Genomic DNA, 25,225 nt, shown 5'->3' with positions numbered 1-25,225 from the left:
CTTACCTTTACACTTGATCTTGTCTAGGTGGCTATAGAGAGAGGGAAACGCCTGGTCCCCATTCCGAACCCAGAAGCTAAGCCTCTCATCGCTGATAATACTGCTCTTTGCAAGAGTGGAAACGTAGGTCGCTGCCTAGTTCGATCAATTTCTCCAATCCAATTTTAACTGTTTATAAAAAGTTAACGATGGGATAGAAGTCTTTAAAATTTGCCGACATAGCTCAGTTGGCTAGAGCAGCTGATTTGTAATCAGCAGGCCCGGGGTTCAAATCCTCGTGTCGGCACCACTTCGTAAGCTGATTTTTCTAATCTCATTAAAAAATAATCACGAGCAACCTCTTTGGCACCTAAACTTTTTAGATGATTTGTTGGTACTTGACAATCTACAAAATCAAAATCCAATTTTTTGAGATGATCAATTAAAACTGCGTAAGCAGCTTTGGAAGCATCATTCATGTGTGCGAACATAGACTCGCCACAAAATACTTTTCCCACTACCACACCATATAATCCACCTACTAGCTTATCATCATAGTAGGCTTCAATAGAGTGAGCATGACCCATATGAAAGAGTTCCGTATACGCTTCTATAACATCTTTATTTATCCATGTACCTATTTGATCTCGTCTTGGTGTAGAGGCACATTTAAGCATAACCTCTTGGAAATTATTATCAAACTTATAGGTGAATTTTTTCATATTTTTTTTAAGAGATTTGGAAAGTTTAAAATCATCAAGCTCCATAATGAGTCTTGGATTAGGTGACCACCAAATGATAGGATCACCTTGTGAATACCATGGAAAAATTCCATTTTGGTATGCACGTATTAAGCGGGAAGGGTTTAGATCGCCTCCCCATGCGAGGATACCATCTTCATTGGTATCTCTTGGATTAGGGAAGGTTAGGGAGTATTTATTGAGCTGGGGTATCATCAACTTCTAGTGGCGAAAAATTTAGTTGTAATTGCTCGTCTAAAACTGTTACATTTACTAGCCCACCTTTTTGAAGTGCACCAAATAAAATCTCATCACTGAGTTTATTTGTAATATTATCTTGAATGTAACGCTTTAACGGTCTAGCTCCCATCTCTTTTGAATAGGCTGATTTTGCTATAAACTCTCTAGTACTCTGATCAATTGTGACTGTGATTTTTTTCTTTTTAAGATCACTGTTTAGATCAGATATAAATTTATCCACAATACCTTCAATAATCTCTTGAGTGAGTTGGTTAAACTCTACAATAGCATCAAGTCTATTTCTAAATTCAGGTGCAAAGAAAGATTTTAACTCCTCATCTTTTGAAAGTGATTCATCTTTATTAAATCCCATTACTGAACGAGAATTTGCAGTAATATTTGATGTCATAATGAGTATAACGTTTTGAAAATTTGCCTTATATCCGTTGTTATCAGTAAGTGTCGCACTATCCATGATTTGAAGTAAAATGTTGATCAGATCAGGGTGTGCTTTTTCGATCTCATCTAAAAGCAGTACACAGTACGGATGCTTTTTAATAGCCTCAGTAAGTAGTCCACCTTGTTCAAAACCAACATAACCTGGAGGTGCACCGACTAAGCGCGAGAGTGCATGTTTTTCCATATATTCACTCATATCAAACTTCTCAAAATGAATGCCTAATGTTTGACTTAGTGCCAGTGCTAATTCTGTTTTACCAACACCAGTTGGTCCGGAGAATAAAAACGATGCTATAGGTTTATTTTCTGGTGTAAGACCGGCTTTAGAGATTTTTATAGCTTGTGATACAAGCTCTACTGCTTTATCTTGTCCGATAACACGAGATTTTAGTTTCTCTTCAAAACTTTGTAAAAGCTCAATATCATTGTTTTTCATTTTACCAGTTGAGATACCTACAATTCTTGCGATCGTATTTTGGATATCTTTCGCATTTACTTTAGATTTGTGTGCTTTTTTTAGATGAAACGATGCTGCAGTTTCATCGATAAGATCAATTGCTTTATCTGGTAAAAATCTATCTGTGATATATCTTTTGGATAGCTCTACGGCAGATCGCAGTGCTTTGTTTGTATACTCAACATTATGGTGTTGTTCATATTTTGATTTTAAACCTTTTAAGATTTTGTAACTAACTTCTAGTGATGGTTCAGCTACATCTACTTTTGAAAATCTACGACTGAGTGCTTTATCTTTCTCAAAACTATTTCTATACTCTGCAAATGTTGTTGCACCCATACATTTGATCTCTCCAGATGCAAGTGCGGGTTTAAGTTGATTTGCAGCGTCCATACTACCACTTGTGCTTCCTGCACCTATAAGTGTGTGAATTTCATCTATAAATAAAATAGCTTTTGGTTTTTTCTTTAACTCATCCATAACAGCTTTGAGACGTTTTTCAAAGTCACCTCTGTACTTTGTTCCAGCAAGTAGGGCACCAAGATCAAGAGCATAGAGTTCTGATCCTAGAAGTAGTTCAGGGACTTTATTTGCAGCAATGTTAATAGCCAAACCTTCAGCAATTGCAGTCTTACCAACACCTGGTTCACCAACTAAAATAGGATTGTTTTTTTTACGTCTGCATAAGATTTGCGTTACACGTGCTATCTCTTTATCTCTACCAATTACTGGATCGATTTTCCCCTCTTGTGCCTTTTTTATAAGATTAAAAGAGTACTTTTCTAAAGCAGATTGTTTTTCGTCTATTTCTGGTTTGATCTCTGTATGTGAAATAAGCTCTAGAATGTCTAGTCGAGAGATATTATAATGCTCTAGTAACATATATGAAAAAGTATTTTCCTCTTCATACAGTGCAGCAACTAGATCACCTACATCGGCACTCATTTGTCCAGCAGATTGAATATGACGTACCATTTTATCGATTAAACGAGAAAGCGCTACACTTTCATAAGGCTCTTGAACTATATTTACAGGAAGTTGCTCTATATTTTCTTGTATATATTTTGAGAGAAGTTGTTTCATACTTGTAACATCCCCACCACAAGTTTCAATGATATGTGCCCCCTCTGGTGAAGATAATAAAAGATAGAATACATGCTCTATCGTTAAATATTCATGACGTGAGTTTTTTGCGTATAGTATAGACTTTTGAAAAATATCATTTAAAGTAGAGCTAATCATCTTTTACTCCTCTTCCATAGTCGCTTTAAGTGGAAAGCCATTTTCTTTAGCTTTTGTAGTTACTTGCATAACTTTTGTTTCTGCAATCTCATGGGTATAAACTCCACATAAACCCCTCTCTTTTTTATGTACTTCTAACATTATATCTTGTGCTTGTTCATATGTTTTGTGAAATATGCCCATTAAAATATCAATAACAAATTCCATAGTAGTATAGTCGTCATTTAAAAGGTATACTTTATATTTTTTTGGATGTTTGAGTTTTAAATCTTCTGAAACTTCAAATTTTGTATCTGTTGCCATAATATTTATACCCTTGCTGCATTTAAAAAATCTTCTATGATATCTTGAGGGTTTTCAAGTCCGATTGAGACGCGAATAAGACCGTCTGTAATACCTAAGAATTTTTTTTCATCTTCATCAAAATCACTGTAGATAGTAGATGCCATATGCAAAGCTAAAGTTCTACTATCTCCAATATTTGCAGTTATAGTTGCAAGTTTCGTTCTATTGAGAAATTCATACGCTTTTTCTTGTGAACCCATATCGATTGTAAGTAATGTTCCACAACCATTAGAGAAGTCACTTCTATAACGCTCGTTGTGTGGATGTGACGCTAAAGATGGGTGGTTTATAGTTAAACCTTTCTCACTTAAAACTTTTGCAATCACTTCTACACTTTGAACAACTCTAGGCATTCTAAGTCCGAGTGTCTCTAGACCTAACATAGTTTGGTAAGAAGCATGTGCATTTGCACTCATTCCAAAGTCTCTAAGGGCACGTTTTTTTGCATTTGGTATAAGTGCCATTTTTCCAGCACCTTTAATGAACTTTGCCATAAAAGGGTAACGCTGGGATTTAAACTTGTCATCGCCCTCATTGATAGCACGAAAAGTTGCACACCCTCCAAGAGCTGAAGCATTTCCAGAGATGATTTTTGTAGTCGAGTATACTACGATATCGGCACCAAGTTCTAATGGTTTTATACTCAGTGGTGTAATCGTATTGTCAACTATAAGTGCGATTCCAGCTTTATTTGCAATTTGTGCTATTAGTTTAATATCTGGAAGTCTCATATTTGGATTGCCAACGCTTTCTAAAAAGATGATCTTAGTGTTGTCATTGATGGCTGATTTGATAGCATCGCTCTCATCTACATCGAAAAATTTTGTACTTATTCCAAATCTTGGCAATGTTTCATTAAAAAGTGAATATGTTCCGCCAAAAAGTCCACCAACACTGATAATTTCATCGCCACTTGCGAGTAAACTCATAACACTTAAAGTAATAGCTCCCATTCCAGAACTTGTAGTTATAGCTCCAACTCCACCATCCATCATTGCCATTATAGATTCTAATTTTGCTGATGTAGGATTGCCAACGCGCGAGTAAAGTGGTTTTTTAATACTACCATTAAAAATACCCTCTGCTGTATCGCAATCACCATAAGCAAATGAAGCTGATGATGTGATAGTTGGAGAAATTGCACCCTCTTTTGAACCTACGAGTTGAACAAACTGTGTGCAAAAGTTTTCAAAATTATTCATAAAATAAATACCTGTTTAGTTGATTTCATAAATTATATCTAATTCGACATAAAAATTATTCTATTATATTGATTTATGATAGAATTACAAGAATAAGAGAATAAAATTTTAGGATACTCAATGCAAGAAAAAACTTCTTTAGAACTTTTAAGTGAGAAAATTTCAGGAATATTAGAAAAATTTGAAACATTAAAAGAGGAAAATGAATCACTGAGAAATGAACTAACAACTTTAAAAGCAGAGCGTGAGATCAAAGATCAAGAGATAGAAAAACTGATAGATTTAAATGCACAAAAAGATCAAGAGATTGAAGAGATTGTAAATAAAATAGAAAGTATGTTGGATTAATATCTAATGAGTAAAAAATTAGGCTTACATATTGGTGGCAGAAGATTTGATGTAGATGTAGAGGATGATTTTGCTATGTTTTTGGAGTCTCAAATGCAACGAGATTTCAAATATGAAGGTAACAATGATTCCAAAACAATGTTACAAGCGTATGTAAGACAAAGCTACGAACTCTATAAACAAAATAAAAAAATAGATGAGATGTTAGGAAAGTTAACAAAAGAGTTTTGATTTTATATAATTATAAGCTAAAAGTGATATAATTTCGGTCTCTTTAAAATGGATGTGCGCTCGTAGCTCAGCTGGATAGAGCACCGGTTTGCGGTACCGGCGGTCAGGAGTTCGAATCTCTTCGGGCGCACCATTAATTCCTTACTTCCAAGCTATTGTGCCTAATTGTTGTGCCTTTAAATCATAATATATCAATTTTTCGATTTATGTTTTCCGACTCTCCTTTTATGTATTTTGCATATACATTAAACAACATTTGTACAGAATTATGCCCTAACATATCTGAAATCATATTAACGCTAAATTTTCCACTCTGTAACATCATTGTTGCAAATGTGTGTCTTAGATTATACACACGTCTGTATTCTATGTTGCAATCTTTTAAAAGATTTTTCCATGCTACACGATTAAACTGTCCGCTATCTTGCATAGGTCTGTTATCATATGGCATGAACACATAGGCTTTTAGTTTACTTGTTAGTTTGTGCTGATTTTTCATGTATGGCATCAAACTGTCAAAAATTACAATCCTACGAGTAGAACTGCTCGTTTTTGTTGAACCATCAACACCATGATGACGTGAACGCTTTATGTCGATAAACCCATTCTGAAAATCTACATCTTTCCATTTCAAACCTACTATCTCTCCTGAACGCATCCCTGTGTATACAGCTAGTGCGATATAGTTCCTTATCCATCCGTCTGATTTATTTAATAACTTTTCAATTTCCCCCTTTGTAAATGGTTTAATTTCAGTCCTTTTTGCCTTTGGTCTTTCTATATGATTGATAGGGTTTCTTACTATCGCTTCATCATAAAGAGCTTGTTGAAATGTACCATTGAGTATTGTGATATAGTCCTTTAACGTTTTGCCCGTATGTCCTAACGAGTAGATGAAATCTGATATCGTAGATACCTTGAGTGAACTAATAGGTAACTTTCCAAATTTTGCACATAGTTCAGTATTAATTCTTTGATACTTTTTTATTGTTCCGTCTGATACATTAAACTTCTTTTTGTCTAAAAATTTCACAGCATAATACTCGTATGGATGTGACTCTAAAACAATAGGCTTCTTTTTATCTTTGAGAGCTAATCGCATAAGCGGTATTAACTCATCCTCTATCTTTTTACGATTTTCTTTGCTATCTGGTAAACCGCTAGACTTCCTGATTGCTTTTCCATTGTGATAGAGTTTGATCCAAAGTATATTCCTTTTCCCTCGTGAGTATATATAGGGCATCCTCTTTATCCTTTTCGATTAACCATGTATCTAATGCTTCTTTAATAAAAACATATTTACCATGCAGATGTAAATAATGTTTGCCTCTTTTGAATAAATGCAAATTTCTATACATCCATGTTGTTGAAAAACACAAATGTTTAGCAGCTTCTTTTAACGATAACGTTGTCATGCAACCAATCCTTTAACTGTGTGAACTTCAATACATTCCTCACGCATAAAAAGAAGCTCATTGCCTTCCCAAATCTCCATTATTTTGTCATCATCAAGTCTTGCTAATACCTGTAAGCTCTTACGTTTTCTAACTTGTGTAAGGGCATAAAGTGAATATCTATGATGTAGTAATCTGTAAAGATACATTGGAGCAGTTGAACGACTAGAGCAAAAGCGATTTACTCTATTTTTAATATACCACGCATTGAGGTATTCATCCTCTAAAGTGAGTTCATCTTTGGACTTTGGAAGTGTTTTATTTATATATTTCATTATATAGTTTTTTGCACTTTCAATATCTTTAACAAACTTATTTGTCTTAGGATTAAATAGACGATTGAACGCTGTTTCAACTTTTTGTATTTTATCATTTGGGATAAATAAAAGAATGTGTGTGTGCGGTGTACCATCTTTGTGTGGCTCGTTTACTCTGTAATACATACGTTGAGTTTTTGAAAGTTCTTTGAGTGAGCGGTCATGTCTTAACTTACCCCACATCTTTGTTAAAACCTTTACAGCTTCTTTTGGTGTAGTTCCATTGAACTTTTGATTTTTAACTAATTGCTTAGTTTTTTTATCTTCTTTCATTGGATGAAATTCACTTGGGAGTGTAAGTGTTAAAAAGACTGGAATGAGGTTAGCATTGTCTGCTTCACGAGTCAATGTGTCGATACGGTTTTGAATTTCGCCATAATACTGTTTTGGATTATGATTTGCAGAGATTATACAATCTTGCAAAGATATCATTTGTCCTGTGTGATTGTTTTGTACATAGCTATATTTTAAAAAGTTTTCTTGCTTTCTTAGTTTGAGTTTTACCGAAGCTAAATCACTTCTTGTTAAACCATAGTTTTTAACTTTGTCCACAACTTTTTTATAAATAGTCAAGGGGTACTCATCGCTCGTACGTCGTTCCACGCTAGAGCGTTCACTCCTAGCTACGCTCTGATTATCCGATAGGACTCCTACCACCTCGTTTTTTGTTCGGCTCTCACAAAACAACGAGGAGGCAATCGCCCATTCGTTTGATGATGCTGTTTTACTCATCTTCATCTTCTCTTGGATTGTAGTTAAATGAAGTGTGTAAACTATCTAAAATAAGATTGTAGTCTGTTAAATCTAGCGAACCATAAGCATTGAGACCTAATATAAGTCTATGTAACTTATCTAGCTCTTTATGAACTGTTTTCAATTCAACTTTTGTTTCTTTAATCTCTTTTTGTGTATCATTCATTGTTTCTTTCCTATCGTGGTTTTGAGACGCCGTAGGGAGTTCAATCTTTGTCGGAGTGACTCTCTATGTGCATCTACGATTAATTAGCTCTATAAGCAACAATACTAACGCAAATATATAATGCTCTATTCCAAACATTTTTGACTAACGCCTCGTTTATGTTGTAAATAATTACAACTATTTTGGCTCGTTGTTCCCACTTGCACGTTTTTCACTTTGTTCAAACTTTCGCGCAGTGGCTTTTAGCTCACGTAGAAACTTACAGGCGATTTTGAAATGTAACTACATTCAACTTCTACTTTTTTACCTATTTGACTCTCATACTTTGAAAGCATAGTTTTTGGGATAGATACATTTTGGATATCTTGTACTTTTTCTCCATTAGATAACTCGCTATCTACTAAGAGCTGTAAAAAGTTTTTACCTATTGTAACTTCTCCACTTTCTTTATCTGTAAAGTCTGGTTTTTTAGGGATAGATAATAGTGTACCCTCAATTATTACTTTCATTCTTTATCTCCCAAGAATTTACATACATTTTTATATAAATCAACTTCAACTTTTAATCTAGCTTCATATAATTCTCGTTGTTCCTCTGGCATACCATCTATATAGTCATAAAAATTGTCATCTTGGTGTACTTTATGATACATCCATGATTTAGCTTCTGCTAATAAATGTTTAGCAAATTCTAGTTCACTTGTACCTAGTCCTTTAGACTCTTCAATTGTTACTTCCATAAGTGAATTTAACATTGCAGTTAAAGACACTTCATTATCACGACATAATTTGTCGAATTCCTCTTTTAAAGAACTTGGAACTTGAAAGTTAATACTCACTTTCTTTTCCTCATCTTTCTTTGCTTTTTTAAGAGCTTCATTTAGCATCTTATCTCCTTTAAAATTTACTTCAAAATAATTATAGTAAAAAATACTATTATTTGTCAATACCTTTTATGAATAGTTAATATAAATAGTATTGTGCCTAAAGCTTGTGCCTATATCACGAAAAATAGGGTATAATTCGGCAAATTGAAGTTTGGAAAATAGGGAGTTGCATAGAGATTTTTACAATTCGAATCTCTTCGGGCGCACCATTAACTACTTTTATAAACTTCTCGAAACTAATAAAAATCAATTATTTATTTGCTACATAGGTTTAGGTATATGGCTATATTTGCTTTACAGTCACCAGCAGGTGGTTTTTTAGATGAAGATTTAAAACATTTCAATAAAAAGTTTGATGACTGGTGTGTACAGTTTGAGAGTTTTGAAGATGCTGATACACTGGCTCAGAGCCTTAGAAAAAGAAACAGTGTAGAAGTTGTTGAGATCACTCCACTAAGCTACCCACAATACTTTTTTCATGCACTGCAAGGTAACATACATACTACACGTCAAATAGGAGAGAAGATCATCTGCATCGTTGAGCCGTATATGGGTTCAAGCTTTCGTATAGCTATATGTGATCTAAAAACAAAAAAAGTAAGACTTACAAATACGAAGTATAAAAGTGTTCTTAGTGTTGAAGGTGCATTTGCTAATTTTAGTGAATAAAATATTTTACTTGACAAAAGTTAGATATCTAACTATAATGTTCTCATGAAAAAAAATTTAGTTGCACTTAGCAGTAGAGTTGTTGATAATGCTCACAAACTTATTGTTGCAGAACTTAAGAAGCATGGGATTGAAGGGGTTGTACCTTCTCATGGAAGTGTTTTACAACTGCTTTATATGAAAAAAGAGGTTACTATGAAAGAGGTGGCCGATTTTTTACATAAAACAAAACCTACAGTGACAGTGCTTGTAAATAAGTTAGAAACTTTAGGGTATCTTTATAGAGAAAAATCTCTGTCTGATAACCGTATAACGTATATAAAACTTACAAAAAAAGGGGAGGAGTTAGAACCGATATTTGAAAATGTTTCAACTACATTAAACAAACAAGTTTATGAAAACTTGAGTCAAGAAGAGAGTGAAGTTGTTGAAAAAATTTTAGCAAAAGTTCTAAAAAACTTTGAATAAATTTTTTTAATTAAATAGTTAGATATCTAAGTAAAAGGAAAAAAGATGAAAAGTTTAATAGTATTAGCACATCCAAACAAAGAGAGTTTTAATGCAGCAATTGCAAAAAAGTTTGAGAAACAACTCAAAAATAAGGGTGAAGAGGTTGTTGTAAGAGATTTATACGAGTTAGGTTTTGATCCTGTGATGACATGGGATGAGATGAATGAACTTCGCAATGGTAACATTAAAGAGGATGTACAAATAGAGCAAACTTTTGTCAAAGAGTGTGACAACATTATATTTGTTTATCCTATTTGGTGGACATCAATGCCTGCAATTTTAAAAGGGTATATAGATCGAGTGTTTTCATATGGTTTTGCATATGTTTTTAATGAGGAAGGTGGTATTGATGGATTACTCAAAGGCAAAAGTGTTACAGTTGTAAATACTTATGGAACTCCAAAAGAGTATTACGATGCAAGTGGGATGAGTGAAGCTTTTCATAAAACTACGGATGTTGGGATATTTGAGTTTTGTGGGATGAATGTAAAACAACATCTTTATTTGGGCGAGGTACCTTATATAAATGAAGAACAAGGAAGTGCAATCCTTGAGAAGATTAGCTATTAATCTTCTCTTTGATCTCATTTGCTAAAGAGGCACATTGTGTGATTTTACCTGTGTTCGAGAGTGCATCATTTAACAAAATGTTAATAAATGCACTTCCTACGATTATACCATCAGCACCTTTTACTTTTTCTTTTGCAGTTTTTTCATTTACACCAAACCCAACATACACAGGTGTATTTGTAAACTCTTTGATAGAAGCTAAAAATGGCTGCAAGTCTTCACTGACACCTGAACCTGTGATACCAGTATAAGCTACCATGTAGATAAATTTTTGTGCATCACTTACGATCTCTTTGATACGTTGGGGAGAATCTGTTGGAGCTACAAAGCTGATATTGGAAAGGTTATTTGTTTTAAATAAATCTGCATATGCTAGAGCTTCTTCATGAGGTAAATCAGGAATGATGAGACCATTTACACCCAATTGACTTGCTTTTGGAAGTAAAAGCTTCATATTCTGTTGATAAAAACTGTTGAAGTAACCCATCCACAACGTATCTACTTTTGGAGCTATCGCTTCAGAGATTTCAAGGAGATGTTGAAACTTAAAACCAAGTTCTAATGCTTTGTGGTTTGCTGCTTCAATGGAAGGTCCATCAGCGACAGGATCAGAAAAAGGTACACCTAATTCTAATGTGTCCACACCGTTTTCTCCTAAAGCTAATCCTAAATCAATACTAAAGTTTTTATCTGGATATCCAGAAGTTATATATGCTACTAAATCTTTCAAATTTTATTGTCCGTGTCTGGTATTTTTAATAGAGAATATTTTATTTTTGTGAGTTCATTATCTAGTTTTAAGTCATCTTGCCATGCTGCGAACATATCACTTACTGCTAAAAGCCAGTTGACTGTTTCATCATTGATTGGGGGTTCTTTTGTTCTTAAAACTTCGAGCTCCGATTCAACAAAAGCTGCTAGTTTTGACATAGGTTCTATCTGTAGGTAGCCTGAAGCAGATTTGATATTATGAAAAACACGAAAAAGTTCATTAACTCCTCTATGATACATATTTGGTTTTGTTAGGTCAATGATCATCACTTCCATGCTATCTATCATCATAGAATAGTGGTCTAGAAACTCATCGACTATTTCAAAATCAAAATTGGCATCTAAATCACTTCTTATACCCATAAAATAATTCTCCTGTATTGTTCAAATTATAGCAATTTTTAGTTAAAATAGCATTATTAATGCCAAGAAGGTTTTTTAAATGAATAAAAAATTAACTATATCAGCTATCAAAAAGCAAAAAGGTGTAAAACCAGTTGTTGTGATTACAGCGTATGATGCACTGTTTGCAAAACTGTTTGAAGAGAGTGCCGACATGATTTTGGTTGGCGATAGTTTAAATATGAGCTTCGCTGGTAAAAATGACACAATAAGTGCAACACTTGATCAAATGATCTACCATACAAATGCTGTATGTAGCGGTGCAAAAAATAGTCTTATCATCTGTGATATGCCATTTGGAACTTACATTAACAAAGATGAAGCACTAAGAAATAGTATTGAGGTGTTTCAAAAAACTTCTGCTGATGCTATTAAGATTGAAGGGGGCGTTGATAAAGCAGAGATAATTCAACACCTAACTAGTAATGGTATAGCAGTATGTGGGCATATAGGACTTTTACCACAATCAGTCCGTAGTGATGGTGGATATAAAGTCAAAGGAAAAACAGAAGCACAAAAAGAGCAACTCATTCGCGATGCAAAAGCTGTTGAATCTGCTGGTGCATTTTGTATGGTCTTAGAAGGTACTGTAGCAGAAGTTGCAAAAGAGATAGCTAAAAGTGTTTCTATCCCAATTATAGGAATTGGAGCTGGTGCTGATGTAGACGGACAAGTACTTGTTTTTTCTGATATGTTAGGTCTATTTGAAGAGTTTACCCCTAAATTTGTCAAAAAATATTTAGATGGTGCAAGTTTGGTAAGAGAAGCAGTAGCTTCATATGCTGATGAGATTCAAAAAAGAGAATTTCCAAAAGAGGAACATACGTATTAATGGAGAGAGTTGTTGAGATCGAGACATTTAATGCACAAGAAGAGAGTGCTGAGGTAACACTTAGACCTGATGCTTGGAGTGAATATGTTGGACAAGATCAGATAAAAAAAAATCTTGGTGTTTTTATAGAAGCGAGTAAAAAACGCTCCGAAGCACTTGACCATGTTCTGTTTTTTGGACCTCCCGGTTTAGGGAAAACGACACTTGCTCTTATCATTGCCAATGAGATGAATTCAAGCATTAAAGTTACAGCTGCACCGATGATTGAAAAAAGTGGTGATTTAGCGGCAATTTTGACAAATTTAGAGGAGGGGGATATCCTTTTTATAGATGAGATTCATCGTTTATCTCCTGCTGTTGAGGAGATACTTTACTCCTCTATGGAAGATTATCGTATAGATATTATTATAGGAAGTGGACCAGCTGCCCAAACGGTAAAAATTGATCTACCACGTTTTACTTTAATTGGAGCAACAACTCGTGCAGGAATGCTTTCAAATCCATTACGCGATCGATTTGGGATGAATTTTCGTATGAACTTTTATACACCGGAGGAATTAGCACAAATCATTGCACAGGCTTCAAGAAAACTTGATAAAGAGATCGTACATGAAGCAGCACTTGAGATTGCAAAAAGAAGTCGTGGAACACCGCGTATAGCACTTAGACTACTTCGTCGTGTAAGAGATTTTGCAGATGTTGCCGATGAAAACTCAATTACAATTACAACAACACAATATGCACTTGATGAGTTAGGAATAAACTCACATGGTTTTGATGAGATGGATATAAAACTTTTAAATCTACTAGTAAGTTCAAGAGGTAAACCTATGGGACTTAGTACAATTGCAGCAGCACTCAGTGAAGATGAAGGTACGGTTGAAGATGTGCTAGAGCCTTATTTAATAGCCAATGGTTATTTGGAGCGAACAGCAAAAGGCAGACGTGCCACACGTGCAACATATGATGTACTCAATATGGAATATGTAAATTCAGACGGGACTTTATTTTGAAAGAAAAAATGACAAATCTAGCTGTAAGATATAGCTTCAGTGAGAGGAATTTTGCAAAGAATTTACTTCTTTATAAAAGGAGACGGATATAGTGAAACCTCAATATTTCATAGCGATACTTTTCGCAACAGCGTTGTACTGGATGTATCTTTTGTACGCACCCTATTTGATGGCTATTACAATTGCGGCACTTTTGGCAATCTCAACATCAAATATTCAAAATTATTTAGAAAAACATCTTAAATCAAAGTTAGGGGCTTCTTTTATCTCAAGTCTTTTACTTGCAGTACTCTTTTTTGCTCCACTAGGTTATTTTTTAACAACATTAACGCTACAACTTAATAATCTTGAAGCAGATACGATTAAAAAAGTAGAAGAATATTTGACAAATTTCGTTGAAAATCCTCCAAGTTATTTAGTTTTTATAGAACCGTACATTTCAGATAGTTTACAAGATCTTGATGTAAACGCTTTAACCGCAGGAGCTTTAAAATTTGCTGGAAAAGTTGGAAGTTTCTCAGCAGGATTTTTGAAAAATGCTTTTTTAGTAATAGTGTTTTACTTTTTTGCGCAATACAACGGTGCAACTATAGTTTCATTTTTAAAACGTGTAGTGCAGATGTCTTCAGAGGAGGGGACACTTTTAGCACGTGAGCTTTCATCTGTTATGAGTGTTGTTTTTTACTCTATTCTGACTACAGCGATGTTTGAGGGTGCTTTGTTTGGAATTGCTATCTCATTTATAGGTTACAATGGGCTTTTATTTGGGATAATGTATGGTTTTGCTTCACTTGTCCCAGTTGTGGGTGGGATTATGATGTGGTTACCATTCATGCTTTATGAGTTTTCAATCGGCAATAGTTTCAATGCTTGGTTTATTGCAATATATTCGATTGTAATGATTTCAATAATTGCAGATACATTTGTAAAACCGATTATCATTAAAGAGATAAATATGAAACTTCTTAATGAAGATGATGCAAAGCTAAATGAACTTGTAATCTTTTTTGCAATTATTGCTGGGCTTACAACATTTGGTTTTTGGGGGATGATACTTGGACCTGCAATTACTGCATTTTTCTTAACAATTCTCAAACTTTTTGAAGCAAGAACTGCAGAGTGTGAAAAACACTATCCAATAAACTAATTTTTTTCGTATATTTCTGGATGGTCATTTTTCCATCTTCTATGAAGCCAAAACCAAAATTTTGGCTCTTTAGTGATAATAGATGTGAGCCAATCAGCTTGAAGTTGTGTTGATTTTTGGATATCTGAAAGTTCATCATCAGTTTTTTCTACAGGAATCTCATCAAAAAGTATAATAGTAAAATTTTCTTCATCATCAGTACGGATAATTCCAGGTATGATAGCTGCATCAAACTTTCTAGCCAAATAAGCTGGAGTGGATGTTTGGCGAATAGTTCTACCCATAAAATTTACTAATACACCCTCTCTTTGATTAATGTTTGTATCAATTAAAAATGCAGGGGTATATCCTTTTTTTAAATACTTGATTAATGGTCGAACTACATTTGTTTTTTCAACTGATATATTTCCAAAATGGCTTCGAGATTCTAAAAGCCATTCTTGAAATGTTGCTTTTTTCATTTTTTTGTAGACGGCGATAGCAGGATTAATTAAAGCTCCTATCGAACTTCCAGCTAATTCCCAAGAAGAGTAATGCGGTGTTATATAGATTATGGGACGGTTTTGTTCACGTACTTTTTGAATTACTTCGATGTTTTGTATAGTAACTCTTTTTGCAAGTTCCTCTTTACTCATATGACGAATTTCCATCACGTGTAAAAAATTGAGTGCTAAATTTTTAAAACCATACTTTACAATCGCAGTTTTTTCCTCTTCCGAGAGCCTATCTTCAAAGGCAAAGTTAAGATTTTGATATGCTACAGTTTTATATCGTTTTGAAAATAGATAGCCTAAATGAGCAAGAGAAAAGAAAAAACTTTTTCGAAAAGAGTGTGGTAATACCATGAGAAATTTTTCAAAAGCTAAAAAAAGATAAAAGCCAATTAATTGCATAGAAGTTCCTTTGCTTTTTCAACAACTGTTTCATAAGGGATATCTTGGATTGAAAAATCATTTTTATCAATTTTTAGAATGTTGACTTTTGATGGTGACTTGATCCCGATATTTTTTGGTGTTTCATATATCATTCTAGTTGTTGTTGGACCTAAAAGTGTAATAGATGGGATGTTTTGTGCCCATGCCATATGAGTTGGTCCTGTGTCGTTTCCTATAAGAAGATCAAGATGAGATATAAATGAAACGAGTTCATCAAGTTGCATTTTTGGTGCTAAAGTTGCATATTCGCAATGTTGTTCAATCCACTTGGCATTTGCTTTTTCTTGCTCACTTCCCCAAATTATATATACCTGTTCTTTAAGTGCATTACACACATCGACAACTTTTTCTTTAGGAAATATTTTTGATTCCCATGATGCACCGATTACAAAGCCTATATTTTTTTTATCTTGCATGAGTTGAAAATCATATGAAACTGGGAAAATGGGTGTTTTATTTAAAAGCATTTCATCTGTGATTGTGAACCCAAGCGCATCTGCGACAACAAAGCAATTTCTCTTGACTACATTTTCTTTATAAGCGATATGTGAAGTTGTTTTATAAAGTAAACTTGCTAATGATTCTCTTGTTGAATTACTGTCAAAACCATGTGTATTTTTTGAGATAAGTCGAGCAACAATAGCTGATTTTATAAGTCCTTGCATATCAATGACAAGATCATAATCTTCTAAAGAACGAAGTTGTAAAATCTGTTGTTTTAGGAGTGTGAAATTTTTTTCTTTTTTGATTTTTTTGAGATTTATAGGATAGAGAGTACTAATTTCATTATTATGCTTTAAAATAGAATTAAATGTCTCTTCTGTGAACCAGTCTATTTGTACTAAAGGATAGAATCGCTTTATAAATTGCAATACTATTGCACTGTTGACAATATCACCAAGAGCTGATAAACGCACGATAGCGATTTTTTTAATTTCTTTATTCATTGATGTAATTATAGCTAACTAATTGGTTTGTAATCATCAATTTGATATAATCCAAACATAAATTTAAGGAGTGAACTCAATGGTACCTGTAGATATTCAAAGGTTTTCAGAAAGTCGTACAAAAGCACGTGCTTATTTTTGTTATTTGCTCTCAAAAAACATTCCAAATAGACTCCCTTCAATTACTCAAGAGATGATTGTACCGAGACTTTTAAAAATTAAAGCAGATTTGCAAAAGTGTGAAGGTGTATATCTATTAGATTCTAAAGGTGTTCAAGTCTCTCCAACATATACAGAAGAGACAACTATAGATGATGATATAGGAAAAATTCGTGCTCATCGTGCCTATTATTACCGTGCAGTGCGAGAAGAGCGATGTACTATCACTGATCCATATCCATCTTTAATCACCGGAGATTTAACAGTAACTGCTTCAGCACCGATTTTTTGTGAAAATGGTGATCTCAAATATGTAGCGTGTATAGATATGCCGTTAAATGAGGTATTAAACCTTTCGCAACTTACAAAATTCGATATAGGGTTTAGTAACTTTTTCAAGTATGCATATGCAGTTTTTGCTTTTGCACTTATGGCAGTTGCTATTTTACTTTTTGCAAAAGGGGTGCAAAGCTTTTTTATTTATGAGATTACACCAAATACTTTTGATATAAAGAATGTATTTGAAGCGACAATTTTACTCACTTTGTCCTTGGCAATATTTGATCTATCAAAAACCTTGATTGAAGAGGAGATGTTAGGTCGGCATAAGGAACATAATATCTCAGGTCCACATAAAACGATGGTACGGTTTTTAGGCTCGATCATCATTGCACTTTCGATCGAAGCATTGATGTTAGTATTTAAGTTCGCAATTACCGATCCAGATAAATTGCAGTACTCTATGTTTATTATAGGTGGTGTTGCATTTTTACTAGTAAGCTTGGCGATATATATAAAATTTACAAAATTAAAGATTGATGAATGATAGCAATAGTGGACTATAATATGGGAAATTTAGCAAGTGTACAAAATGCATTTGCTTTGTTGGGTGAAGAGACCATTGTAGAGAGTGATCCTGCAAAATTTAAAGAGTACGATAAGCTGATACTTCCAGGTGTTGGTGCTTTTGGGGATGCGATGGAACATCTCCGTGAGAGAAACATGATCGAAGCTATCAAAGAGTTTGCAGCAAGTGGGAAACCGATGCTAGGAATTTGCTTGGGGATGCAGTTACTTTTTGAGAGTAGTGAAGAGTTTGGTAGTCATGAGGGTTTAGGGCTTATCAAAGGGAAAGTAACACGCTTTGATGAGTCAAAATTTGAAGAAAAACTCAAAGTACCACATATGGGTTGGAATAGAATGTTTACAAAAGAGCATCCGCTATTTAATGGGCTTGATGATATGCACTACTTGTATTTTGTACATACATTCCATGTAAACTGTGATGATGAAAATGACATTATCGGGCGTACAAATTATGGATATGAATTTACATCAGCTGTAGCACATAATAATGTAATGGGCATCCAGCCACACCCTGAAAAAAGCCACACAAATGGCTTAAAAATACTAGAAAATTTTATAAAGATGTAACAAAGGAAACGAGAATTTTATGACATTATATCCAGCAATTGATCTAAAAGATGGACAGGCAGTAAGACTTACAAAAGGTTTGATGGAAAGTGCAAAAGTGTACTCAAACGAACCATGGGAGTTAGTAAAGCGATTTGAAGAGATGGGTGCTAAATGGGTGCATTTAGTTGATTTAAATGGTGCATTTGCAGGTGAGCCAAAAAACTTAGAACAAATCAAAAAAATTCGTGCCAACTGTAACGTAAAACTTGAACTTGGTGGTGGTATTCGTGATGAAGCTACTATAAAAAATATGCTAGAAATAGGGATAGATAGAATCATATTAGGTTCCATTGCAGTAAAAAATCCACAGTTTGTAAAAGATATGGCTTCAAAATATCCAATAGCAGTTGGGATTGATGCAATCGATGGATATGTAGCAGTTGAGGGCTGGGGTGAAGTTTCTTCTATGAAAGCTACAGATTTAGCACGTGAATTTGCAAATGCTGGAGTTGAAGCAATCATTTGTACAGATGTTGGTAAAGATGGAACACTGAGTGGTGTAAATGTGGAGTTTACACTTGATATTGCAAGAGCAAGTGGTGTAAGTACAATCGCAAGTGGTGGTGTAAAAGATGAAGCAGATATAGAAGCTTTGATAAATACAAAAGAGGTTGATGGTGTTATCATTGGAAAAGCTTTTTATGAGGGAACTTTAGACCTTGCAAAGATGTTTAAATTGCTCAATTAATGGTAAAACAATAAAAATTTAGCTATTATTAGAGAAATAAATTTGCAAACTTTATAAAAAAGGATTTCGCTTGAAATTACTTGTTGTTGATGATAGCTCTACAATGCGCCGCATTATTAAAAACACTTTAGCTCGTTTAGGTTATAAGGACGTACTAGAGGGTGCTGATGGTGTTGAAGGTTGGGAGCAAATGAATACTCACCCAGATATTGAAATGTTAATTACTGACTGGAATATGCCAGAGATGAATGGTTTAGAACTTGTAAAAAAAGTTCGTGCTGATGATCGCTTTACTGATTTACCAATTATTATGGTTACAACAGAGGGTGGTAAAGCAGAAGTAATTACAGCTTTAAAAGCTGGTGTAAACAACTATATCGTTAAACCTTTTACTCCACAAGTTTTAAAAGAGAAACTTGGTGCAGTTATGGGTGTAAGTGAATAATGCCAGAGCATTATTATGAACTGACTGTTAAAGTTTCCTCTCATCACTCTTTATTTTCAGATTTTTTATCAGATACATTGCCTGTAGGATTTGAGGAAAATGATAACGGTTTTATCATCAGAAGTGAAGATGATCTAGAAACTATAGCTTGGGGTTTGGAGCAGTTTTGTGAAGCATTGCAAAAAGCTCTTAATATAACCATTGAGCTTGAAACTGCGCAAGTTAAACTTCAAAATAGTGACTGGGTGCAGATGTACAAAGACAGTATTGAACCACTTAGCATTGAAAAATTTTATATCCATCCAACTTGGAGTGAAGACAATCCCGATTTAATCAACATTATTATTGATCCAGCTTTAGCATTTGGTACTGGACATCACCCAACTACAGCTTCGGTTTTAAAAGCGATTTCAAAGTATGTTCAAGAGGGTGATGAAGTTTTAGATGTTGGTTGTGGGAGTGGTATACTTTCACTTGCTTCTATGAAACTAGGTGCAAAAGTTGATGCGTGTGATACAGATGAAGAGTCTGTAAAAAACTCTTTGGAAAATGCAGAACTCAACTCTTTGGAGTTTGAAAAAATCTGGGAAGGTTCTTGTGCTAACTTAGATAAAAAATATGATGTAGTAGTTGCAAATATCGTTGCAGATGTTTTAATATTTTTAGCGAATGATTTGAAAAAAGCTTTAAAAGATGATGGTATATTAATCTTATCAGGTATATTAGATAAGTATGAAGATAAAGTTTTAAAAATGTACGCTGATTGTGATATTGTAGAAAAAATCCACCAAGATGAATGGGTAAGTTTATTAGTAAAAAAGAGATAAATTATGGCAGAAAATCAAAATAATAAAAATAACAATAACAACAATAATAATTTTTTTAATCAAAATCCTTTAATCACATTTGCAATTTTTTCAGTTGCAGTGATTTTGATTTTTAAATTGATTGTTGGAGAAGGAAATGGTGGCACTTCAACTATAGGTGCTGGTACAAAAGTAAAACAAGTAAGTTATTCTGAACTAAAATCATTGGTTCAAGACAAACAACTTGGAAATGTAGAGATTGGACAAAGTTATATTCGTGCAAAATCAAGTGATGGTGCAACACTCTATACTACAAGAGTGATTCCTGAAGATAGAGGACTTGTAGAGCTACTTGATAAAAATAAGATCGAATATACAGGCTTTAGTGAATCTAATTGGTTTACAGAGATGTTTGGTTGGTTATTTCCATTTTTACTCATACTTGGTATCTGGATGTTTTTTGCTTCACGTATGCAAAAATCAATGGGGAATGGTATCCTTGGAATGGGTTCAAACAAAAAAATGGTGAACTCTGAAAAACCAAAAACAAAGTTTGATGATGTAGCTGGTGTGCAAGAAGCAAAAGAGGAAGTACAAGAGATTGTTGACTTTCTAAAATATCCAGGACGCTATGTTGAAATCGGAGCAAAAATTCCTAAAGGGGTACTTCTTGTTGGTAGTCCAGGTACGGGTAAAACACTTTTAGCAAAAGCAGTTGCAGGTGAAGCTGAGGTTCCATTTTTTTCAGTAAGTGGTTCTAGTTTTATTGAGATGTTTGTTGGTGTTGGTGCTGCACGTGTACGTGATTTGTTTGAACAAGCAAAAAAAGATGCTCCTTCTATCATTTTCATTGATGAGATTGATGCTATTGGTAAAAGTCGTGCAGCTGGCGGTGTAATGGGTGGAAATGATGAGCGTGAGCAAACACTCAATCAACTTTTAGCAGAGATGGATGGTTTTGGAACAGATACACCTGTCATTATCTTAGCAGCTACAAATAGACCAGAGATTTTAGATCAGGCACTTCTTCGTCCAGGACGTTTTGACAGACAAGTTTTAGTTGATAAACCAGATTTTGAAGGGCGCATACAGATACTTAAAGTACATGTTAAAGATGTAAAAATGGATGATGATGTAGACCTTGAAGAGGTTGCTCGTTTAACTGCTGGACTTGCTGGAGCAGACTTAGCAAATGTTGTAAATGAAGCTGCACTTTTAGCAGGACGTAAAAGTCAAAAAACTGTCAAGCAACAAGACCTTTTTGAATCAGTTGAGAGAGCATTAGCGGGACTTGCTAAAAAATCACGCCGTATCAATCCTAAAGAGAAAAAAATTGTAGCGTATCATGAGAGTGGTCATGCACTCTTAGCTGAGACAACTGAGGGTGCAAAAAAAGTTTCTAAAGTTTCTATCGTTCCTCGTGGACTTGCAGCACTTGGATACACACTCAATAAACCAGAAGAAGATAAATTTATGATGCAACGGCATGAACTTTGGGCGGAAGTGGACGTTCTTTTAGGTGGACGTGCAGCTGAAGAGGTTTTCTTAGGCGAAATTTCAACAGGTGCTGGAAACGATTTAGAACGTGCAACAGATATTATCAAATCAATGGTACAAACATATGGTATGACAGATATTGCAGGACTTATGGTATTAGAAAAATCTCGTCAATCATTCTTAGGACCAACAGGTGGTAGTGCTAGAGAGTACAGCGATAAGATGGCTGAAGATATGGATAGTTTTATAAAAGCATCTTTAGAAACACACTATCAAGCTGTAAAAGATCGTTTAGAAGAGTATCGCGAAGCTATAGAAGATATGGTTGCACTTCTTTACAAAAAAGAGAATATTACAGGTGAGGATGTTCGTAAAATCATTACTGAATTTGAAGAAAAAAGTGGCATTGAGTCAAAACTTGTAGAAGATGTTGAAAGTATAGAAGAGGAACTCAAAGAGGATGCTTCTATGAAAGAAAAAGAGTATAAAGATGATGAACAATAACCTTTTTATCGTTGCAAAATACTCATACAGTTATATCACTTTTTCGGCATTAGCATTTGTGATTTTTTATATCTTTGGTTTTGAGTTTTTTAGCACTATAGCTTTTTTTGTAACACTCTATTTTATAGCGATTTTTAGAAATCCAGAAAGAGAGTTACAACAGTTTGAAGCAAGTAGTATTATCGCTCCATGTGATGGAGTTGTAAGCTCTATAGAAGAGTTGGAGGATGATGAATATCGTTACAAAATAGAGATCGACTCATCGATCACTGATGTAGGGATTTTACGTGCCCCTATAAATGCAAATGTGGCAAGTTGTGTTTTAACAAAAGGTGCAAAACTCTCTAAAAATTCAAAACTTTTTAATGATTTGAGTGAGAGTTTAAGTATAGAGTTTATAGATGAAAAACAAAATAGTGTAAAAGTTATTCATCGCTCAAAACAATCTTTGGTGCCAATTTTTTCTGATTTAAAAGAATCTCAAGAAGTTGTTAAATCTATACGATATGGATTTGCTACAAATAGTGTTACTACACTCTATCTCAAAAGCAATGTAAGAGTAAATCTACAATTAGCACAGCAAGTAAGAGCAGCAGAAAGTTTGATAGCTAATTTCTCTTAAAAGCTGTTTTTAATGCTGTTTCTCAAACAGTAGTTTTTGCTGATTTATCTCAAAATCAAAATATTTTGATCGAAAATTATTTGAATCTATATGTGAAAGTTGAATAATTGCCGCTTCATAATTTTTTGCTTCTAAATAAAGCATAGCCAAAGCATATCTACTCTCATAAAAAGACTTATTTTTCATTTTTGAAAGTTCTAAAAGAGCAATAGCATTTTCATTATGCTCGGCTGCTGTTGATGCAACTGCTCCAAGGTAAAGTGTATATGGATCAGTTACCTTACGATCATCTATAAGGTGGTTATAGAGTGTATATGCTTCTTCAAATTGTTTATCAAACAGTGATGCAAGAGCAAGAGTATTTTCAATCTCTTGTGTATAACTAACAGAAGTTTCAAGTTTCTCTTTAAGTTGCTTACGTAAATAATAGAGTTGTCCAGTTATAAGGTTTACTTGAATATACAAATATCTTGTAATATATGGACCATAATAAAGGTCATTATAGGTAAAACTTTGCTCTTTTAAGTAGCGGATGACCTCTTTAGGGTATTTTACATCGTCATATTTGTGAAAATGAGTATCCATATACATTATATGTGGCAATATGTCATTTGGCAATAAAGAAACCAACTCTGATGTAGCATTGTTGGCAACATCATAGTTATTTATTTTCGTTCCAATGATAGTATTTAAAACTAGGTAGAGTGGTCTTTTTTTATCACTTACATGGAGCCAGTCAGCAGCTAACATATAATTGTTTTCTGAGATTGCTACTAATGTTTTGTATAACTCTTTCTCTTCACTTTCATCCTCTAAGTGGATAGAGTCTTTTAAAATAGAGCGTAATTTTTCATATTTATTATTTGTAAGCTGTGCAGTATATACAGCATAAATCCCAGCTAAATAGTTTTTTGAATCTAGATAATATGAGCGTAAAAAGTGTTCATACGCTTTGTTCAAATTACCAAGTTGTGCGTATGTTAATGCAAGATTGTACTGTAAAATTGAGTGTTTTGGTTGTATAGCAACTAGTTTTTGAAAATCTTCATTAGCTTCTCTTAGATGTAGGTTAAGTGCTTTTTTGATAGCAATTGTTAGCCCTTTATTTACATTTGAAGAGGAGGAGCTTTTTTTGAGATACTCTTCAGCTGATTTTATATTGTCAATAAAAGTGTTTGCATTTCCTTTACGGATATAGCTGATAGTTTGGTCAGCATTAAACATTTTATATGGTGAATAGTAAAATATTTTTTGATAAGAACTATTTTTTGATTGGCGAATCACATCTCTATAATTTTTTTGAGCTTTTTTAGGCTCAAAAAGAAGGTCTCTTAATTTCACTTGAATAGGATAAGGTTTTGCTATTTGATCGGGGTATTTATCAAAAACTTTTTTAAGTTCACTAGTACCTTTTTGAATTTGCCCAGCTTTGAGTAATGTAAATGACATTGCAAGACGTGAACGAAATTCATCTTTACCTTCGAGTAAAGATTTTTCAAAATGTTTCACAGCTAAAGTGACATCTCCCACACGAGCGTATAATAAACCTAAAGACAAATCATTTGCTTGATCTTCATTGTTTATCTCTAGTGCATCAATAGCATCATAATTATTTCCATAGAGTGCATTGATTCTTGCTTTTAAGTTATTTTGCACAAGTGGATAAGAGTTTGATGTTGCATTGTTTAAAGAGTTAAGTGCTGCTAAATAGTTATGTTTGTAGTAGTTGATAAGTGCATAATAGTACGAATATAATGGAGAATCTATCTCATAGGGTAAATAGGCATATGCAAGGTCTATATAGTAGTTGAAATTTTCTTTATCTTTTAAGTAAAGACAGCAAACAGCAGCATTTAAAGCACTGACACAACGTTTTTCATCATTCTCAATTGCTTTTTGGAAAGTTTGTAGTGCTTGTTTATATTGTTGATCTTTAAGTTGAGCAACTCCTAAGTTGTACATAGAGATTGCTTGAGAATATTGTGCTATTTTTTGATAGAGTGAGAGTGCTTTATCTTTATCTCCATTCGAATAAAGATAGTTTGCTTTTACAATCATCTTTTCGAGTTTACTAGGTTCAATCTGTGCAACTGGTTCTACAGTAAGTTTATCTTCTAAGATTGTTTCGTCTGTAAGAGGCATCATCTGTTCATTAGATGAACTAGAAAAGAGTAAAACTATGATGATAAGTAAAACAAGTACAATGGCAATAAGACCAAAGATAATGAGCTTTTTATTTGAACCATCATCTTCTATAGCATCAGAAGATTCTGTATCATGTGCATTATTGGCAGCATCAATATCTTCAATAATTATGATCTCTTCTTCTAATTCGTTCGCCATAGGTACCTAGTTTTTTAAATTATATCATACTAGCAATTTTAATACCAAATATAGGGCAACTCTCAAAGAA

At 33.9% G+C, this 25,225-nt stretch carries 29 protein-coding genes, 2 tRNA genes and 1 rRNA gene; 18 read left to right on the top strand and 14 right to left on the bottom strand.

The window, feature by feature from the left end; all coding sequences use genetic code 11:
• Window positions 1-23: 23 nt before the first annotated feature.
• A 5S ribosomal RNA gene (gene rrf / locus ACQY56_RS10065) occupies window positions 24-140 on the top strand.
• Between the two features lie 72 nt (window positions 141-212).
• A tRNA-Thr gene (locus ACQY56_RS10060) sits at window positions 213-289 on the top strand.
• Here the strand turns inward: ACQY56_RS10060 and aat are convergent.
• Genes aat through ACQY56_RS10040 form a run of 4 tightly spaced genes read right to left on the bottom strand, consistent with a single transcriptional unit; the run spans window position 252 to window position 4,664 of the window.
• Window positions 252-935: a leucyl/phenylalanyl-tRNA--protein transferase gene (aat, locus tag ACQY56_RS10055; RefSeq protein WP_428738903.1), complete on the bottom strand. Its 684-nt coding sequence runs from the start codon at window positions 933-935 to the stop codon at window positions 252-254. The two genes, ACQY56_RS10060 and aat, sit on opposite strands and share 38 nt — an antisense overlap.
• Entirely contained in the window at window positions 916-3,117 is a 2,202-nt protein-coding gene (clpA, locus tag ACQY56_RS10050; protein ID WP_428738902.1) for an ATP-dependent Clp protease ATP-binding subunit ClpA, read from the bottom strand. The genes aat and clpA overlap by 20 nt, the downstream gene beginning before the upstream one ends.
• Window positions 3,118-3,120: 3 nt before the next feature.
• Complete coding sequence (gene clpS / locus ACQY56_RS10045; protein ID WP_428738901.1) at window positions 3,121-3,420, bottom strand: ATP-dependent Clp protease adapter ClpS; 300 nt, start codon at window positions 3,418-3,420, stop codon at window positions 3,121-3,123.
• Between the two features lie 5 nt (window positions 3,421-3,425).
• Window positions 3,426-4,664, bottom strand: coding sequence for a PLP-dependent transferase (locus ACQY56_RS10040; protein ID WP_428738900.1), 1,239 nt, complete (start codon window positions 4,662-4,664; stop codon window positions 3,426-3,428).
• Window positions 4,665-4,784: 120 nt separating this feature from the next.
• Here ACQY56_RS10040 and ACQY56_RS10035 point away from each other — a divergent pair, with 120 nt between their 5' ends.
• The 3 genes from ACQY56_RS10035 to ACQY56_RS10025 all read left to right on the top strand — a co-directional run bounded on the left by ACQY56_RS10035 (window position 4,785) and on the right by ACQY56_RS10025 (window position 5,376).
• Window positions 4,785-5,012, top strand: a complete 228-nt coding sequence (locus ACQY56_RS10035) for a hypothetical protein (protein ID WP_428738899.1) — start codon at window positions 4,785-4,787, stop codon at window positions 5,010-5,012.
• 6 nt (window positions 5,013-5,018) lie between these two features.
• Window positions 5,019-5,243 (top strand): hypothetical protein, encoded by a 225-nt coding sequence (locus ACQY56_RS10030; RefSeq protein ID WP_428738898.1) that lies wholly within the window; start codon window positions 5,019-5,021, stop codon window positions 5,241-5,243.
• Between the two features lie 56 nt (window positions 5,244-5,299).
• Window positions 5,300-5,376: transfer RNA gene (locus tag ACQY56_RS10025), tRNA-Arg, on the top strand.
• 48 nt (window positions 5,377-5,424) lie between these two features.
• Here ACQY56_RS10025 and ACQY56_RS10020 read toward each other — a convergent pair.
• From ACQY56_RS10020 to ACQY56_RS10000, 5 genes are all read right to left on the bottom strand, one after another.
• Entirely contained in the window at window positions 5,425-6,486 is a 1,062-nt protein-coding gene (locus ACQY56_RS10020; RefSeq protein WP_428743756.1) for a tyrosine-type recombinase/integrase, read from the bottom strand.
• Window positions 6,487-6,654: 168 nt separating this feature from the next.
• Complete coding sequence (locus tag ACQY56_RS10015; RefSeq protein ID WP_428738895.1) at window positions 6,655-7,746, bottom strand: replication endonuclease; 1,092 nt, start codon at window positions 7,744-7,746, stop codon at window positions 6,655-6,657.
• Window positions 7,739-7,933 carry a hypothetical protein gene (locus ACQY56_RS10010; protein WP_428738894.1) on the bottom strand — a complete coding sequence of 65 codons (195 nt, stop codon included), beginning with the start codon at window positions 7,931-7,933 and terminating at the stop codon, window positions 7,739-7,741. The genes ACQY56_RS10015 and ACQY56_RS10010 overlap by 8 nt, the downstream gene beginning before the upstream one ends.
• Window positions 7,934-8,175: 242 nt before the next feature.
• Complete coding sequence (locus ACQY56_RS10005) at window positions 8,176-8,442, bottom strand: hypothetical protein (protein ID WP_428738893.1); 267 nt, start codon at window positions 8,440-8,442, stop codon at window positions 8,176-8,178.
• A complete protein-coding gene (locus ACQY56_RS10000) occupies window positions 8,439-8,819 on the bottom strand; it encodes a hypothetical protein (RefSeq protein ID WP_428738892.1) in 381 nt (126 codons plus the stop codon). The genes ACQY56_RS10005 and ACQY56_RS10000 overlap by 4 nt, the downstream gene beginning before the upstream one ends.
• Before the next feature lie 279 nt (window positions 8,820-9,098).
• On the opposite strand from ACQY56_RS10000, the gene ACQY56_RS09995 reads away from it, so the two are divergent.
• The 3 genes from ACQY56_RS09995 to ACQY56_RS09985 are packed head-to-tail and all read left to right on the top strand — an operon-like array spanning window position 9,099 to window position 10,568.
• Window positions 9,099-9,488 (top strand): hypothetical protein, encoded by a 390-nt coding sequence (locus tag ACQY56_RS09995; RefSeq protein WP_428738891.1) that lies wholly within the window; start codon window positions 9,099-9,101, stop codon window positions 9,486-9,488.
• A 45-nt stretch (window positions 9,489-9,533) separates the two neighbouring features.
• Window positions 9,534-9,956, top strand: coding sequence for a MarR family winged helix-turn-helix transcriptional regulator (locus tag ACQY56_RS09990; protein WP_428738890.1), 423 nt, complete (start codon window positions 9,534-9,536; stop codon window positions 9,954-9,956).
• A gap of 45 nt (window positions 9,957-10,001) precedes the next feature.
• Complete coding sequence (locus tag ACQY56_RS09985; RefSeq protein WP_428738889.1) at window positions 10,002-10,568, top strand: NAD(P)H-dependent oxidoreductase; 567 nt, start codon at window positions 10,002-10,004, stop codon at window positions 10,566-10,568.
• Here the strand turns inward: ACQY56_RS09985 and trpA are convergent.
• Together trpA and ACQY56_RS09975 are read right to left on the bottom strand one after the other, a co-directional pair.
• The gene (trpA, locus tag ACQY56_RS09980) at window positions 10,558-11,298 is read right to left on the bottom strand and encodes a tryptophan synthase subunit alpha (protein ID WP_428738888.1); all 741 of its coding nucleotides are present in this window, start codon (window positions 11,296-11,298) and stop codon (window positions 10,558-10,560) included. The genes ACQY56_RS09985 and trpA overlap by 11 nt on opposite strands.
• Window positions 11,295-11,702: an Hpt domain-containing protein gene (locus ACQY56_RS09975; protein ID WP_428738887.1), complete on the bottom strand. Its 408-nt coding sequence runs from the start codon at window positions 11,700-11,702 to the stop codon at window positions 11,295-11,297. Before ACQY56_RS09975 ends, trpA begins: the two co-directional genes overlap by 4 nt.
• A 79-nt stretch (window positions 11,703-11,781) precedes the next feature.
• On the opposite strand from ACQY56_RS09975, the gene panB reads away from it, so the two are divergent.
• The 3 genes from panB to ACQY56_RS09960 all read left to right on the top strand — a co-directional run bounded on the left by panB (window position 11,782) and on the right by ACQY56_RS09960 (window position 14,733).
• Window positions 11,782-12,573 (top strand): 3-methyl-2-oxobutanoate hydroxymethyltransferase, encoded by a 792-nt coding sequence (panB, locus tag ACQY56_RS09970; RefSeq protein ID WP_428738886.1) that lies wholly within the window; start codon window positions 11,782-11,784, stop codon window positions 12,571-12,573.
• Window positions 12,573-13,586, top strand: coding sequence for a Holliday junction branch migration DNA helicase RuvB (ruvB, locus tag ACQY56_RS09965; RefSeq protein ID WP_428738885.1), 1,014 nt, complete (start codon window positions 12,573-12,575; stop codon window positions 13,584-13,586). Before panB ends, ruvB begins: the two co-directional genes overlap by 1 nt.
• Window positions 13,587-13,677: 91 nt before the next feature.
• The gene (locus ACQY56_RS09960; protein WP_428738884.1) at window positions 13,678-14,733 is read left to right on the top strand and encodes an AI-2E family transporter; all 1,056 of its coding nucleotides are present in this window, start codon (window positions 13,678-13,680) and stop codon (window positions 14,731-14,733) included.
• Here the strand turns inward: ACQY56_RS09960 and ACQY56_RS09955 are convergent.
• The gene (locus tag ACQY56_RS09955; protein WP_428738883.1) at window positions 14,730-15,626 is read right to left on the bottom strand and encodes a lipid A biosynthesis lauroyl acyltransferase; all 897 of its coding nucleotides are present in this window, start codon (window positions 15,624-15,626) and stop codon (window positions 14,730-14,732) included. The two genes, ACQY56_RS09960 and ACQY56_RS09955, sit on opposite strands and share 4 nt — an antisense overlap.
• Entirely contained in the window at window positions 15,617-16,615 is a 999-nt protein-coding gene (gene waaC / locus ACQY56_RS09950) for a lipopolysaccharide heptosyltransferase I (protein ID WP_428738882.1), read from the bottom strand. The genes ACQY56_RS09955 and waaC overlap by 10 nt, the downstream gene beginning before the upstream one ends.
• 79 nt (window positions 16,616-16,694) lie before the next feature.
• Here waaC and ACQY56_RS09945 point away from each other — a divergent pair, with 79 nt between their 5' ends.
• From ACQY56_RS09945 to ACQY56_RS09915, 7 genes are all read left to right on the top strand, one after another.
• The gene (locus ACQY56_RS09945; RefSeq protein WP_428738881.1) at window positions 16,695-17,600 is read left to right on the top strand and encodes a PDC sensor domain-containing protein; all 906 of its coding nucleotides are present in this window, start codon (window positions 16,695-16,697) and stop codon (window positions 17,598-17,600) included.
• Window positions 17,597-18,208, top strand: a complete 612-nt coding sequence (gene hisH, locus ACQY56_RS09940; protein WP_428738880.1) for an imidazole glycerol phosphate synthase subunit HisH — start codon at window positions 17,597-17,599, stop codon at window positions 18,206-18,208. The genes ACQY56_RS09945 and hisH overlap by 4 nt, the downstream gene beginning before the upstream one ends.
• 19 nt (window positions 18,209-18,227) lie before the next feature.
• Window positions 18,228-18,938 (top strand): 1-(5-phosphoribosyl)-5-[(5-phosphoribosylamino)methylideneamino]imidazole-4-carboxamide isomerase, encoded by a 711-nt coding sequence (gene hisA, locus ACQY56_RS09935; protein ID WP_428738879.1) that lies wholly within the window; start codon window positions 18,228-18,230, stop codon window positions 18,936-18,938.
• A gap of 70 nt (window positions 18,939-19,008) precedes the next feature.
• Entirely contained in the window at window positions 19,009-19,383 is a 375-nt protein-coding gene (locus tag ACQY56_RS09930; RefSeq protein ID WP_428738878.1) for a chemotaxis response regulator CheY, read from the top strand.
• Complete coding sequence (locus ACQY56_RS09925) at window positions 19,383-20,210, top strand: 50S ribosomal protein L11 methyltransferase (RefSeq protein WP_428738877.1); 828 nt, start codon at window positions 19,383-19,385, stop codon at window positions 20,208-20,210. Before ACQY56_RS09930 ends, ACQY56_RS09925 begins: the two co-directional genes overlap by 1 nt.
• Before the next feature lie 3 nt (window positions 20,211-20,213).
• Window positions 20,214-22,190 carry an ATP-dependent zinc metalloprotease FtsH gene (gene ftsH, locus ACQY56_RS09920; RefSeq protein WP_428738876.1) on the top strand — a complete coding sequence of 659 codons (1,977 nt, stop codon included), beginning with the start codon at window positions 20,214-20,216 and terminating at the stop codon, window positions 22,188-22,190.
• A complete protein-coding gene (locus ACQY56_RS09915) occupies window positions 22,177-22,812 on the top strand; it encodes a phosphatidylserine decarboxylase (protein ID WP_428738875.1) in 636 nt (211 codons plus the stop codon). The genes ftsH and ACQY56_RS09915 overlap by 14 nt, the downstream gene beginning before the upstream one ends.
• Before the next feature lie 9 nt (window positions 22,813-22,821).
• On the opposite strand, the gene ACQY56_RS09910 is transcribed toward ACQY56_RS09915, so the two are convergent.
• Window positions 22,822-25,155: a tetratricopeptide repeat protein gene (locus ACQY56_RS09910; protein ID WP_428738874.1), complete on the bottom strand. Its 2,334-nt coding sequence runs from the start codon at window positions 25,153-25,155 to the stop codon at window positions 22,822-22,824.
• Window positions 25,156-25,225 lie beyond the last annotated feature (70 nt).

Origin of the sequence: Sulfurimonas sp., from assembly GCF_050296975.1 — a bacterium.
Taxonomy (GTDB): domain Bacteria; phylum Campylobacterota; class Campylobacteria; order Campylobacterales; family Sulfurimonadaceae; genus Sulfurimonas.
The sequence above is the reverse complement of the archived record's forward strand: the minus strand, read 5'-3'. Positions and strand labels throughout refer to the sequence as shown.